Origin of the sequence: Longispora fulva (genome assembly GCF_015751905.1) — a bacterium.
Classification (GTDB): domain Bacteria; phylum Actinomycetota; class Actinomycetes; order Mycobacteriales; family Micromonosporaceae; genus Longispora; species Longispora fulva.
The window spans coordinates 6,231,699-6,243,959 of the sequence record NZ_JADOUF010000001.1 but is presented as its reverse complement, the minus strand read 5'-3'; the positions used below and the strand labels follow the sequence as shown (position 1 = coordinate 6,243,959).

The window sequence follows — 12,261 nt, the reverse complement described above, 5'->3', positions numbered from 1 at the left end:
GCACCCGGGGCGGGCGGTGCCGGGACCTGCCGTGCCGGTGCTGGTGGCCCGCTCGCGATGTGGAAAAGGGGCCCGGGTGGCGTAGCCCGGACCCCTCTGTTTCCCCCCAGCGCGCTATGCGCGGTGGCGGCCGCGGTAGCGCCCAGTGAAGATGCGCTTCATTCTCTTCAGCATCTCGCTCGCCTCCCGATCGACTCATGTCACCGTGTTTGAGTAGGAAACGAGCACTCCCGTCAATGGGTGACGCTCTGTCGGGTTGCCGTCACCCTCGAATAACTGTGATGCGCATCACACGAATACTCCCCGGGATGAGGCTACTCCCAGGTAATATACTTAAGTTACCGGGAAGTAACATGACTCTGAGGCCACCGGGGAGCGGTACCGATGACGCATTACAAGAGCAATCTGCGGGACCTTGAGTTCAACCTGTTCGAGGTGTTCGGCCTGGGCGATGTGCTCGGCACCGGACCGTACTCGGAGCTGGACCGCGACACCGCCCACAGCATCCTCGCCGAAGTCGAGCGGCTCGCGCGCGAGGATCTCGCCGCCAGCTTCCTCGACGGTGACCGCAACCCGCCGGTCTTCGACCCGGCCACCAACACCGCGCTGCTGCCCGAGTCCTTCAAGAAGTCGTTCAAGGCGATGATGGACTCCGAGTTCTGGCGGCTCGACCTGCCCGAGGGCCTCGGCGGCACCAACGCGCCGCGCACCCTGTGGTGGGCGATCGCCGAGATGGTCCTGGGCTCGAACCCGGCCATCTGGATGTACGCGGCCGGCCCGAGCTTCGCGCACACCCTCTTCCGCGAGGGCACCCCGGAGCAGAAGGAGTGGGCCAAGCTCTTCGTCGAGAAGCAGTGGGGCGCCACGATGGTCCTCACCGAGCCCGACGCGGGTTCCGACGTGGGCGCCGGCCGGACGAAGGCGTACCTGCAGCCCGACGGCTCGTGGCACCTGGAGGGCGTGAAGCGTTTCATCACCTCCGGCGAGCACGACCTGAGCGACAACATCATCCACTACGTGCTCGCGCGCCCGGTGGGCGTCGAGGGCGTCGGTGGCCCCGGTACCAAGGGCCTGTCGCTCTTCGTCGTTCCGAAGCACTTCTTCGACGCCGAGACCGGTGAGCTGACCGGCCGCAACGGCGCGTACGTCACCAACGTCGAGCACAAGATGGGCCTCAAGGTCTCCACCACGTGCGAGCTGACCCTGGGCGAGAACGAGCCGGCCAAGGGCTGGCTGATGGGCGACATCCACGACGGCATCCGCCAGATGTTCCTCATCATCGAGTACGCCCGGATGATGGTCGGCACCAAGGCCATCGCGACCCTGTCGACCGGCTACCTCAACGCGCTGGACTACGCCAAGCAGCGCGTACAGGGTGCCGACCTGACCAACCCCGGCCAGGCCGCTCCCCGGGTCACGATCACCCACCACCCGGACGTCCGCCGCTCCCTGATGCTGCAGAAGTCCTACTCCGAGGGCCTGCGCGCCCTGGTCTTCTACACCGCGCAGTGGCAGGACAAGGTCAAGCTGGCCGAGGCCGACGGCGACGCCGACGCGGCCGAGCTGGCCACCCGGGTCAACGACCTGCTGCTCCCGCTGGTCAAGGGCTGCGGCTCCGAGCGCGCGTACGAGCTGCTCGGGCACGAGTCCCTGCAGATCTTCGGCGGCTCGGGCTTCCTGCAGGACTACCCGCTGGAGCAGTACGTCCGCGACTCGAAGATCGACACGCTCTACGAGGGCACCACGGCCATCCAGAGCCTCGACCTGATCTTCCGCAAGGTCGTCAAGGACGGCGGCGTCGCCCTGGCCACGGTCGCCGGCGAGATCCAGGCGTTCCTGGAGTCCGGCGCGGGCAACGGCCAGCTCAAGGAGGAGCGCGCCGCGCTCGCCAAGGCGGCCGGTGACGTGCAGGGCATGGTCGCCGTGCTCGGCGGCTTCCTGGGCGAGGCGCAGCAGACCCCGACCGAGCTGTACAAGGTCGGCCTGCACTCCCGCCGCCTGCTGCTCGCCGTCGGCGACCTGATCGTCGCGTGGCTGCTCCAGCGCCAGGCAGAGATCGCCCTGGGCAAGCTCAACGAGGACCCGACCGACCCGTTCTACCAGGGCAAGGTCGCCGCCGCGCGCTTCTTCGCCCGCGAGGTGCTCCCGCGTCTGACCTCGGACCGGAAGATCCTCGAGAACGCCAACGGCGACCTGATGGACCTGTCCGAGGACGCGTTCTAGGACCCCGAAATCCGAGTCGGCCCCCGCACAGACCCCGTGCGGGGGCCGACTCTTTTCCGGGTACGCCGCGCGCCCCGCCCGGCACGCGCCGGCCACCGTGGCCAGCCCGTCCTTCTCAGCGTTCCTCGGACGGGGGCTGCCGCTCCCGGTCGGATCAGCTAGGTTCTAGTTGATCAACAGCGGTGACCCCTCGCGGTGAAGGAATGTGACACGGTGGACCAGCAGGCGTGGCTCACGGAGCGGTTCGAGGAGCACCGGACCAGGTTGCGGGCGGTCGCGTACCGGATGCTCGGCTCGGTGAGCGAGGCCGAGGACGCGGTCCAGGAGGCCTGGCTGCGCCTCAATCGCGCCGACACCAGCGACGTCGAGAACCTCGCCGGCTGGCTGACCACGGTCGTGGCCCGGGTGTGCCTGAACGTGCTGCGCTCCCGTGAGCAGCGCCGCGAGGACCCGCTCGAGGTGCACATGCCCGACCCGATCATCAGCCGCGAGGACGGAGTCGACCCGGAACAGGAGGCGCTGCTGGCCGACGCGGTCGGGTTGGCGCTCCTGGTCGTGCTGGAGACGCTGGCGCCGGCCGAGCGCCTCGCCTTCGTGCTGCACGACATGTTCGCCGTCCCGTTCGAGGACATCGCGACGATGATCGAGAAGACCCCGGCCGCGACCCGGCAGCTCGCCAGCCGGGCCCGCCGCCGGGTGCAGGGCCAGGCCCCGGCCCCCGACCCGGACCTCAGCCGGCAGCGCGTGGTCGTCGACGCGTTCTTCGGCGCGGCCCGCAACGGCGACTTCGAGGCGCTCGTCGCCGTCCTGGACCCCGACGTCGTGCTGCGGTCCGACGGCGGCGCGGCGCGGGCCCAGCACACGGTGGTCTACGCCGGGGCACGCACCGTGGCCTCGCAGGCGGTCACGTTCAGCCGGCTCGTGCCGTTCGTGCGGCCGGCGCTGGTGAACGGAGCCGCCGGGGTCGTGGTGGCCACCGAGGGGCGGACGTTGTCCGTCATGGCGTTCACCGTGCTGGACGGACGGATCGTCAACATCGACGTGCTGGTCGACCCCGAGCGGCTGGCCGGGCTCGACCTGGCTGCGTTCCACCGCTGACGCGGTCCGGCCGCCGCGCGCCGGCCCGGTGACGCGGCGTAATCAAATATTGATCTTGGTTTTGGGGGGTTTGACCGGCGTACAGCGGGATGTCAGTGGGGTGCAAGTGGCGTTTGGCAGGCTGATCGCGGCGCATCAGTACTCCGCGCGCACAACCCTCTGTGAAAGGCACGAACCGCATCATGAATCGTCGTCACCTCCTCCAGACGCTCGGCCTCGCGGCGGTCGGCACCGCCACGCTGACGGGCTGCAAGGGGCGGTCGCGGGTCCGCACCCGTACCAACCACACCGACCCGTCCCCGACGCCGAGCCGCACGCCCAGCCGGACCTACCCGGCCACCCACGCTCCCACGTCGACCCGCGCCCCGCTGCCGACCCACGGCGGCGCGAGCCCGACGCACCGTGCCGGCACCCCCTCGCCGACCCGCTGACCCGGATCCGGGCACGCCGGGGTGACCGGTGTGCCCGGAAGGTTGTTAGAGAACGCACGTTTGTCGTTAACCTACGGAGCCGTAGCCTGGAGAGGTGACGACTCAGGTCAGCCCGCCTGCCGAGCGGTTCATCTTCCACAAGCCCCGAGCCCGGGGCTGGTTGCATGTCTACGCCTTCTTCACGGCCATCGTGTGCGGCATCGTGCTGTCCTCGCTCGCCGCCGCCCGACCCGGCTGGGCGCCCTTCGTGGCCACCGTCATCTACTGCCTGACGATCTGCGGCCTCTTCGGGGTCAGCGCGCTCTACCACCGGCGCTGGTGGACCCACCGGGGCTACAAGATGATGCGCCGGCTCGACCACTCCATGATCTTCGTCTTCATCGCGGGCACGTACACGCCGTTCAGCGTGCTCCTGCTCCCCAGAAGCACCGCCACCGTCATCCTGTCCGTGGTCTGGGGCGGGGCCCTGCTCGGCGTCGCGCTCAAGATGGCCTGGCCGGACTCGCCGCGCTGGCTCGCCGTCCCGCTCTACCTCGCCCTCGGCTGGGTCGCGGTTTTCGCGCTGCCGACGTTCCTGAGCACCGGGGGCGTCACCGTGCTGGTGCTGCTGGCGGTCGGCGGGGCGGCGTACACCGTCGGGGGCATCCTCTACGCCCTCAAACGTCCGAATCCGTGGCCCGACACGTTCGGCCACCACGAGTTCTTCCACGCGTGCACCCTGGTCGCGGCCCTCTGCCACCACATCGCGGTGTACTTCGCGCTCTACGCCTAACCGCCGCCTCTGCCCGGTAACCTGAACGCGTGTCCACCTCCACATCGGAACGCACACTCGTCCTGTTGCGGCATGCCAAGGCCGAGGACCCGGGTGCTCTGCCCGACCAGCAGCGTTCCCTCACCAAACGTGGCCTGGTCGACGCGGCCGCCGCCGGAGCCTGGCTCGCCGAGCAGGGCATCGCCCCGCAGCTCGTGCTGTGCTCGCCCGCGCGCCGGACCAAGGAGACCTGGCACCAGGTCGCCGGGGCGCTGACCGAGGCTCCCGAGGTGGCCTACGTCGAGGAGCTGTACTCCGGCGGGCCGTGGGAGCTGCTGGAGCTGTTGCGGACCGTGACCGTCGCGACGGTGCTGGTGATCGGGCACAACCCGACGCTGGAGCTGTTGGCGGCGCTGCTGGACCCGGAGGGCGGGGACAGGATGCGGACGGCGTCGTTCAGCGTGCACGCGCAGGCGGGGCCGTGGGCGGATCTGGGAGCCCGGACCGCCCCGGTGACCGCGACACACGTCTCGCGGGGCTGATCGGGCGGCGGCCCGCGATAGCGCGGGTCCTGGCGGCGGCCCGCCGTGGCGCGGGCCGCTCGGCACACCTTCCGATCAGTCCAGGCCGCGCAGCACCAGGGCCAGGTGGGTCGCGCCGCCCTCGACCACCCTGATCGGGACGCCCCAGTCCTGCCGGGTCAGGTGACAGGCCGGGTTCTCCGCCTCGGCGTCGCACGTCGCGGCCTGCGCCACCACCTGCAACACCCCGTCGCCCTCGGCCAGCAGCAGCTTCCGGGTCAGGTCCGTCGTGACCCCCGCACCGTCGACCAGCAGCGAGGCGGGGGACGCCGACACGTCCAGGCGGGTCGAGGGACCGTACGTCTCGTCCAGCTTCTGACCGGGCGCCGGTTCGAAGACGATCCGCAACTCGACCGGGCCCGGGGCCAGGTCGGTCACCGGGCGCTCGACCCGGAGCCGTGAGCCGGCGACGTTCAGCCCGCCGACGACCGGCCGGGTCAGCCGGTGCGCCGCGGACTCCACGACCACGAGCTCGTCGTCGACCACGAGCACGTCGCTCGGCTCGGCCAGGTCCGTCGCCAGGGTGCTCACGGTCCCGGACACCGGGTCATAGAGCCGGAGCGCGCCGTTGTACGTGTCCGCGACCGCCACCGTCCCGTCGGCCAGTGCCGCCACCCCGAGCGGATGCTGGAACAACGCGGTGGCGGCCGGCCCGTCCACGTGGCCGAAGTCGAACAGCCCCTGACCGACGGCGGTGTGCAGGACGCCGTCCTCGACGTACCGCAGGGCCGACGTCTCCGCGTCCGCCAGCCACAGCCGGTGACCGTCCGCGCTGGTGGACAGGCCCGACGGCTGGGCGAGCCAGGTGTCGGCGAGGGCGCCGTCGCGCAGGGCCTCCACCGTCGTGCCGGCGTACAGCCCGGCGGTGCGCTTCACCGGGTCGTACCACCACAGCGTGTGGGTGCCGGCCATGGCGATGACGACCCGGCCGTCGAACCAGGCGACGTCCCACGGGGAGGACAGGTCCACCGCCCGCGCGTCGTGGGCCAGGTGGTCGAGGGAGCCGCGCCACTGCCGGCCCGTTCCGGCGACCGTGGTGACGTGGCCGTCGGAGAGTCTCACTCCCCGGAGCAGGTGGTTGACGGTGTCGGCGACCACGACGTCGTACCCGGCGATCGCCGCGACCTGCTGCGGGAGGAGGCACAGGCCCTGGGGCTCGTTGAACTGCGCCGGCTCGTCCAGCCGGCCGCGCTGGCCGACGCCGATCCGGCGGAGCACGGTCTCGCCGTCGGCGGCGAGCTCGACAAGTGAGTGGTTGGCCGAGTCGGAGACGAGCAGGGTGTCCGCCCCCTGGCCCGGCGACGGCGCGGCGTGCGCGGATGTGGCCACGGCGGTCGTGGTCGGGGCGGCCCCACCGGCGCGGCGGGCGGCCGGGATCACGATCGCCTTGCCCGGGAACCGCAGCGCGGTCTCCGGCGGCGGCGGCGCGACATACGGCCCGTCGCCCCGGTGCAGGGTCCCCTTCCGCTCATGCTCGACCACGAGCTGCGTCAGCAGCCGGTCGAGCCCCTCGGCGTGGCCCTCGCCGGCCATCGAGGCCACGAGGTAACCCTCGGGGTCGACGACGGCTAGGGTCGGCCACGCCCGCGCGGCGTAGTTCTGCCACGTGATCAGCTCGGGGTCGTCGAGGACCGGGTGGGCCACGCCGTACCGCTCGACGGCCGCCGCGACCGCCGCCGCGTCCTTCTCGTGCTCGAACTTCGGCGAGTGCACGCCGATCACGACCAGCACGTCGGAGAACTTCTCCTCCAGCGGGCGCAGCTCGTCGAGGACGTGCAGGCAGTTCACGCAGCAGAACGTCCAGAAGTCCAGCAGCACGATCTTGCCGCGGAGGTCCGCGAGGGTCAGGGCGTCGCCGCCGGTGTTCAGCCAGCCCCGGCCACGCAACTGGGGCGCCCGGACCCGGGCCTCACGTCGTGTCATGCCTCGACTGTAGCCAGTTCCGGTTCGGCCGGGGCCAGCTCACGGCCGTCCTGCGCCGCAGTGAGCAGCGGGCGCAGCGACACGGCCAACCCCGACGCCACGAGCGACCCGCCGACGACCAGCCCCACCCACACCGCGGCGTGCCCGCCGCCGATCAGTGGTCCGGCGCTGACCGGGCCGATCACGCCGCTGACCCCGAAGACCATCGAACCCATCGCGTTGTACCGGCCCCGCAGCTCCGGCTTCGCCAACGCGTTCGTGATCGCCGGCATCACCGGGGACATCATGGTCTCGCCCAGCGAGAAGATGACCGCGCAGGTGAGCACCCCGCCGGCCGCCGCGACGGTGCCGGGCACCAGCCCGGAGAAGCCGAGCACCGCCCAGGAGGCCGCGAACAGCAGCCCGGTGCCGGCCAGGCCCATCGCCCGGCTGCGACCCTCGAGCCAGCGGAGCACGAGCAGCTGCACCGACACGATCGTCAGCGCGTTGCACGCGAACGCCGCGCCGATCACCTTGGGGGAGACGTGCGCCACCGTACTCGAGAAGGCCGTGAAGCCGATCTCCATCTGCGCGTAGCCGCAGATAGCGAGGACCAGGCTCAGGGCGATCAGGCGGCGGAACGGCTTGTCCCCCAGCACCGTGAGGTAGCCGCCCTGGGCGGTCTCGCCCTGGTCCTTGGGCTTCACGAACCGGTGACCGATGTGCGGCATGGTCAGCAGGATGATCGCCGGGATGAGGTTGCCGATGCCGCTGAGCACGTAGACCAGCTCGAACGACGACGGGTGCGCCACGTCGACGATCACGCCGGAGATCAGGCCGCCGATGCCGATGCCCAGGTTGACCAGCGTGAAGTTCAGCCCGAACGTCTTCTGCCGCTCCGACTCGCTCGTCACGCTCGTCATCACGGTGTTCATGCCCGCCCACAGCACGGCGCCGCCGAGCGCGACCCCGGTCATCGACAGGTACGCGTGCCACGGCTCGTGCACCAGCGCGATCGAGCCCACGCCGACCGCCTCGATCAGGAAGCCCGGCAGCAGCACGCGACGCGCGCCGAACCGGTCGATCAGCGAACCGCCCAGCGGGGCCAGGACCAGGGTGAGCACGCCCATCCAGCCGACGGCGAAGCTGACCGTCGTGGCGGACAGACCACGCACCTCGTGCAGGTAGACGAACAGGAACGGCAGGGTCAGCCCGCGGGCGACGGTGGACAACAGGGTGCCGAGCAGCAGTCGGCGGGCCTCCGGGCGGGAGGGGAGCGACGCACGGAACATGCCCGCAGTCTGCGCGCAGGGTGTGACAAGAAGCCAGAGGTTTAGCGCCCCACTGTGAGGTAAGGAACAGTGGGGCGCTGAATCGTTACTTCGCCGGCTTGAGGCAGAGCACCTTCTCGCTCTTGTCCTTGTTCGTCAGGATGACCACGGGCTGGGTCGAGTCGCACTGCTCCTGCGAGCTCACCGACTTCGTGATCTTGTAGGCGTCCTTGGCCCCGCACTTGGCCGGCTTGGCCTCGTCGCCGTTGCGGGCCACGCACGAGCCGACCGAGTAGTCGGTGCCGCCGAACGCCCAGTACGTGATGCCGGCGGCGCCGACGGCCAGCAGCACCAGCCCGAGGACCAGGGCCGCGATCTTCAGCCCCTTGCGCTTCTTCACGACCGGCGCGGCCTGCTGGTACTGCTCCGGCACGGCGACGGGCGGGTACGCGGCCGGCTGCACCGGGGTGCCGTACGTCGCGGTGCTCGGCGGCGGGATCGTCGGGGTGCCGTACGCGGCGGGGATGGCCGCCGGGGGCATCCCCGGAGCCGTCGGCGCGTCCGGGAGGCCGAAGACCGCCGTCGCCGGCTCGACCGGGGCCGGGCTGTGCGACTGGGCGTCCTGCTCCTGGGTGACCGAGGTGCCGTAGGTGGTCGGGGTCGGGGCCGGCGGCGCGGTGGGCTGCTCGGCGGTGACCGGGGCGGCGTCGACGATGGCTGCGGTGGCGTCGGTCGCGGGCAGCCACGCGGTCTGCTCGTCGGCCGGTGCCGCCGGGGTCCCGGTGGGCTGGGCCGCGGCGGTCGGAGTCCACACGTCCTGCTCGGCGGTGACCTCATCGGCCGCAGGGATGGAAGCCCCTGCGGTGGCCAGAGGCGCCGTGGAAGGCAAGGGCTCCGTGGTGGCCAGGGGCTCCGTGGAGGTCGTGGCCTCCGTGGCAGCCCAGGTCTCGGTGGGCGGCGCGGCCTCGGCCGGGGTGGTGGCGGGCCAGGAGGACGCCGGAACGCTGACCGTCTCCTCCTCGACGCGGGCGGCCGGCATGGCGGTGGTCGGGGCCTCTGCCGCCGTGTGGGGGGCCGCGGGGGCTACCGGGGAAGCGGCACTCTCGGCAGGCGCCGGCGCTGCGGGAGACGGGGTCGCGACCACAGCGGTGGGCTCGTCGGTGACGGGCGGCTCGGCGGCGGCCTCGACCGACGCGGCCGTGGCCTGCACCTCGGTGACGTCGGAGGCCTCGGTGGCGGGCACTCCGGCGACCGGGGTGCTCACGGTCGGGGATTCGGCGGCCGGGGCGGCGGTGGGGGCTGCGGGCTGGACCTGTGTGGGCTCCTCGGGAACCTCCGCGACAGCGGACACCTCAGCGCCCGACGCGGCCTGGTCGGCCGAGGAAGGCTGCGTGGCTGAAGCGGCCGGGGTGGTCGAAGATTCCTGGGCGTCCGAAGCGGCCTGAGTCGGTGCCTGAGCCTCCGGAGCGGCCGGTGCGTCAGCCGGGGCCTGCCCGCCGTCCGCCGGCAGCGAGGCGGTGGCGTCCGACGCGCGGGCGCTGTCGTCCGCGGCCGGCCGGTTGGCCGAGGTCGGGTCCTCGGACGTCATGGTGTCTCCCTCAGGTCAGTTGATCCGGAGCCACCGTAGCCCGGGGCCGCTGCGGTGTCCCAGGAGACTCCGTGCCGGCCCGGCGAGATCATGCACCGGATACCCACGGTTTATACACCGAAGCCCCGGCAGGCGTGGGCCTGGCCGGGACTTGGTCGAGAGGGAGTCGTGTTTAGTAGCGGTTCGCGATCGTCAGCAGCTCGTCGCGCAGCGACTGCGAGGGGCAGTTCTGCAGTGCGCGCTCGATGGCACGAGCGCGGCGGTGAGCGGCCCGGCGGTTGCGGAAGTTGTCCATCAGCTTGTTCATCTTAAGTCGCCTCGCCCTGTAGCGCGTCTCTTCGTCTTGTCTATTAAAGCTTGTAGAGAGGCCTCCACGCCACCGATTCTTAGGTGTCCTCCCTCACTTGACCTACGAATCGATTGTGTCGGCTGGGTGACAGGAGGGTTATCGAAAGGGGCTAGCGTCTTCGGCTATGCGCTGTCTCCTGGCTCTGCTGCCCGCTGTCGCGTACGCGGGCGCGGTCGTCGCGACGTACCCGTCGAAGGGGCAGGTCACCGCCCCGTTCCGGCTCGCGCTGATCCGGGCGGCGGTGCTGGTGGGGGCGTTCGCGGTGGTGGGCGTGGAGGTGCTGTCGAGGTACCAGGCCCTCGAGTTACGCGGTTTCGTCTGGTTGTGGGGAGTCGGCGGGGTGCTCGCCGGGGTGGCCGCCTGGGCTCGCCGGCGGACCTTCCGGCGGCCTGAGCTGCCCAGACTCGACCGGGCGACGACGCTGGCCTGCGCCGGGCTGGGCGCGGTCTACCTCGGCGCGCTCGTGCTCGCGCTGACGTATCCGCCGAACAACTTCGACTCGATGACCTACCACCTGCCCCGGATCGAACACTGGGTCCAGCAGCACAGCGTCGAGGTGTTCGCGGTCCGGATCCACCGCCAGGTGACGTACCCGCCGGGGGCCGAGTACCTGATGCTGCACCTGCGGGTGCTCACCGGCGGCGACCGGCTGCACAACCTCGTGCAGTGGGGTGCCGCGGTCGGCTGTGCCGTCGCGGCCAGCCGGATCGCGGCCCAGCTCGGCGGCGCGCGGCTCGCCCAGGTCCTCGCCGCCGTCGTGGTGGGGAGCGCGCCGCTCGTGGCCCTGGAGGCGAGCAGTACCCAGAACGACCTGGTCACCGCGTTGTGGGTCGCGGCGATCGTCACCGTCGCCCTCGACCGGGGTCGGGACCTGGCCACGGTCGTGCCGCTCGGGCTGGCCACCGGGCTCGTCGCGGTCACGAAGATGACAGGGCTGTTCGGGGCGGCTCCCGTGCTGCTGGTCTGGGGGATCGTGGCGGTGCGCCGGGTACCGGTGCGCGCGGTGCTCGCCGGGGTCGGGGTGCTCGCGCTCGCCGGGGTGCTCGTCGGACCGTTCCTCGCCCGGACGTACGCGGAGTTCGGGAACGTGCTCGGGCCCGCGTACCTGAGCGACTCGGTGACCATGGGGAAGCACACCCCCGGGGCGATCGGGATCAACGCGCTGAAGGTCGTGCAGAGCCTGTTCGACAACCCGTTGACCGTCGGCTTCGCCCAGGGCATCCTCACCCTCGCCCGGTGGTTCGGCGTCGACCCCCACGACCCGGCCACGAACTTCGGCCCGGCCTTCCCGCAGATCACCTGGTACCCCGACGAGGACAGGTCCTCCTACCCCCTCCAGGCCCTTCTGGTGCTCGCCGGAGTCGTCGCCGCGCTCGTCCGGCGCGCCCCGGCCCGGATCTACGCGTGCTGCTTCCTCGCGGCGGCCCTGCTGCACGTGTCCATGATCAAGTGGCAGATGTGGGGGAACCGGCTGACGGCGTATCTGCTGGTGCTCGGCGCTCCGCTCGCCGGGCTGCTCCTCGCGGCGCTCTGGAGGCGCCGGGCGGTCCTCGCCGCGCCCGTCGTGGCGTTCGCGCTTCTGCTCGGCCTGGCCTCCGTCGGATACGGCTGGCCCCGCCGGCTCGTCGGCGCGAACTCACTCCTCACCCTCGACGAGGGCCAGCGCCGGTTCGCCCGCCGGCCACTGTGGCAGGCCGATTTCGAGTGGGCGGCAGAACGGGTTGGCGGGGCGCGGGTGATCGGGATCGCCGAGGACAACGACTCGTGGGAGTACCCGTGGTGGTTCCTGCTGCCGGGGCGGGACATGCGGGCGTTGCAGAGCCTGGTGGACAGCCGGCCGGCGACTCCCGCCGGGGAGACCGACGCTGTGGTGTGCACGATCGTGCCGGTGGACAAGTGCGGGTTCTACCGGCCGGAGGGGTGGTCGTACGAGACGCACGGGACCGTGACGGTGATCCTGCCGCCGGTGCGGTGACCTCCGGGGGACTGCGCCGTGCTGGGCCGTGCCCCTGGGACCTCGCCACAGAAGTGCCGTCGTTGGCGGGGCAGAGACGCGGCGTAACCGTC

10 protein-coding genes are annotated in these 12,261 nt (G+C 71.5%); 6 read left to right on the top strand and 4 right to left on the bottom strand.

What is annotated here, in order from left to right; all coding sequences use genetic code 11:
* The first annotated feature begins 384 nt into the window (after window positions 1–384).
* The 5 genes from IW245_RS28320 (at window position 385) to IW245_RS28300 (ending at window position 5,045) form a co-directional block, all read left to right on the top strand.
* Complete coding sequence (locus IW245_RS28320) at window positions 385–2,223, top strand: acyl-CoA dehydrogenase (RefSeq protein WP_197006197.1); 1,839 nt, start codon at window positions 385–387, stop codon at window positions 2,221–2,223.
* A 213-nt stretch (window positions 2,224–2,436) separates the two neighbouring features.
* Complete coding sequence (gene sigJ / locus IW245_RS28315) at window positions 2,437–3,321, top strand: RNA polymerase sigma factor SigJ (RefSeq protein WP_197006196.1); 885 nt, start codon at window positions 2,437–2,439, stop codon at window positions 3,319–3,321.
* A 182-nt stretch (window positions 3,322–3,503) separates the two neighbouring features.
* Window positions 3,504–3,752, top strand: coding sequence for a hypothetical protein (locus tag IW245_RS28310; RefSeq protein WP_197006195.1), 249 nt, complete (start codon window positions 3,504–3,506; stop codon window positions 3,750–3,752).
* Window positions 3,753–3,846: 94 nt separating this feature from the next.
* A complete protein-coding gene (trhA, locus tag IW245_RS28305) occupies window positions 3,847–4,524 on the top strand; it encodes a PAQR family membrane homeostasis protein TrhA (RefSeq protein WP_197006194.1) in 678 nt (225 codons plus the stop codon).
* A 29-nt stretch (window positions 4,525–4,553) separates the two neighbouring features.
* The gene (locus IW245_RS28300) at window positions 4,554–5,045 is read left to right on the top strand and encodes a SixA phosphatase family protein (protein ID WP_197006193.1); all 492 of its coding nucleotides are present in this window, start codon (window positions 4,554–4,556) and stop codon (window positions 5,043–5,045) included.
* Between the two features lie 75 nt (window positions 5,046–5,120).
* Here the strand turns inward: IW245_RS28300 and IW245_RS28295 are convergent, their stop codons facing one another.
* From IW245_RS28295 to IW245_RS41815, 4 genes are all read right to left on the bottom strand, one after another.
* Window positions 5,121–7,007, bottom strand: a complete 1,887-nt coding sequence (locus tag IW245_RS28295; RefSeq protein ID WP_197006192.1) for an NHL domain-containing thioredoxin family protein — start codon at window positions 7,005–7,007, stop codon at window positions 5,121–5,123.
* Window positions 7,004–8,278: an MFS transporter gene (locus tag IW245_RS28290; RefSeq protein WP_197006191.1), complete on the bottom strand. Its 1,275-nt coding sequence runs from the start codon at window positions 8,276–8,278 to the stop codon at window positions 7,004–7,006. The genes IW245_RS28295 and IW245_RS28290 overlap by 4 nt, the downstream gene beginning before the upstream one ends.
* Window positions 8,279–8,363: 85 nt before the next feature.
* Window positions 8,364–9,845: an LppU/SCO3897 family protein gene (locus IW245_RS28285; RefSeq protein WP_197006190.1), complete on the bottom strand. Its 1,482-nt coding sequence runs from the start codon at window positions 9,843–9,845 to the stop codon at window positions 8,364–8,366.
* Between the two features lie 172 nt (window positions 9,846–10,017).
* On the bottom strand, window positions 10,018–10,152 hold the full coding sequence (locus IW245_RS41815) for a hypothetical protein (RefSeq protein WP_267919994.1): 135 nt from the start codon (window positions 10,150–10,152) through the stop codon (window positions 10,018–10,020).
* Window positions 10,153–10,318: 166 nt separating this feature from the next.
* Here IW245_RS41815 and IW245_RS28280 point away from each other — a divergent pair, with 166 nt between their 5' ends.
* Window positions 10,319–12,169: a hypothetical protein gene (locus IW245_RS28280; protein WP_197006189.1), complete on the top strand. Its 1,851-nt coding sequence runs from the start codon at window positions 10,319–10,321 to the stop codon at window positions 12,167–12,169.
* Window positions 12,170–12,261 lie beyond the last annotated feature (92 nt).